Source organism: Limnochorda sp. (assembly GCF_047459355.1).
Lineage (GTDB): Bacteria > Bacillota > Limnochordia > Limnochordales > Limnochordaceae > Limnochorda.
This window is the reverse complement of record NZ_VSCV01000090.1, coordinates 1-1,534: the sequence shown is the minus strand read 5'-3', so window position 1 is coordinate 1,534 and position 1,534 is coordinate 1. Positions and strand designations below refer to the sequence as shown.

Genomic DNA, 1,534 nt, shown 5'->3' with positions numbered 1-1,534 from the left:
TTCGTCCTGCGACGCCCAGGTGCCCACGCAGAGCCCCGCCAGGAAAGCAGCCCCCTGCGCCGCCATCTCCTGGTTGGCGGCCCGCTCGACGGGAATCCCCAGGATATCGGCCTGGAACTGCATGAGGAACTCGTTCCGGGTGGCATTCCCGTCCACGCGGAGGACCGGCACCGGCCGCCCCAAGTCCTGGGCCATGGCGTCCACGTTGTCCCGGGTCTGGTAGGCGATGGACTCGAGGGTCGCCCGGGCCAGGTGGGCCTCCGTCGTGCCGTGGGTGATGCCCACGATGGTCCCCCGGGCGTACATGTCCCAGTAGGGCGCGCACAAGCCCACGAAGGCGGGCACGAAGTAGACCCCGCCCGTACCCTCCACCGAGCGGGCCAGGGCTTCCGTCTCTGCCGCGTGGTTGATCACCTTGATGCCGTCCCTGAGCCACTGGACCGCCATGCCACCGATGAAGACCACACCCTCCAGGGAGTAGGACTTGCGGCCGCGGATGCTCCAGCCCATGTCGGTGGTCAGCCCGTGCTTGGACGGGATGGGCCGGTCGCCGGTGCTCATCATGACCGCGAGGGACGTGCCGTAGGTGTTCTTGGTCATGCCCGGCTCGAAGCAGGCCTGACCGAAGAGGGCCGCCTGCTGGTCCCCCGCGACCCCGGCAATGGGAACCCCCTTGAGGCGTCCCAGGTCGATGGCCACCTCACCGAAGACGTTGCTCGACTCCATGATGGTGGGGAGGATCCCCTCCGGGACGCCCGTCAGCTCCATCAGCTCCGGGTCCCACTGGCCCGTGTGGAGGTTGTAGAGCATGGTCCGGGACGCGTTGGACACATCGGTGACGTGCTTTTGGCCGCCGGTCAGCCACCAGATGAGCCAGGTGTCCACCGTCCCGACCGCCAGCTCCCCGGCTTCCGCCAGCCGCCGGGCCTCCGGCACATGGTCCAGGATCCAGCGGATCTTGGTCGCCGAGAAGTAGGGGTCGATCCGGAGGCCCGTCTTCTCGATGATCAGAGGCTCCACACCGTCGGCCAGCAGCTGCTCGCAGTAGGGCGCCGACCGCCGGCACTGCCAGACGATGGCGTTGGTCACAGGCTTGCCGGTCTTCCTGTCCCACGCCACCGTCGTCTCCCGCTGGTTGGTGATCCCGATGCCCTCAATGGCGACATCGGGCCCGCACGCCGCCAGCACGGCCTGGATGCACTCCTCCACCGAGTGGAGGTACTCCATGGGATCTTGCTCCAGCCAGCCTGGATTGGGGTAGATCTGGTTGATCTCCCGGTACTCTCTGGCCAAGACGTTGCCATCTTGGTCGAACACCACAGCCCGGGAGCCTGTGGTTCCCTGGTCAATGGCCAGGATCGCCCGTTTGGGCACCTTCCTTCACCCCCGCCCTTCAAACGGAACTCGCTCGTTAACGGATCTGGGGACGGACCACAACCTTGAGCTCGGAACCGCTGCTGGCCCGCTCGAAGGCCTCCTGCACCTGATCCAGCGGGAGGACGCTGGTGACCAGCCTCCCGACGGGGACAGCCCC

At 67.3% G+C, this 1,534-nt stretch carries 1 protein-coding gene; it reads right to left on the bottom strand.

The window, feature by feature from the left end:
* Positions 1 to 1,374 (bottom strand): glycerol kinase GlpK (gene glpK, locus FWJ67_RS11060; RefSeq protein ID WP_414482849.1); only part of this gene is annotated, 1,374 nt, incomplete at its 3' end.
* Between the last annotated feature and the right edge of the window lie 160 nt (positions 1,375 to 1,534).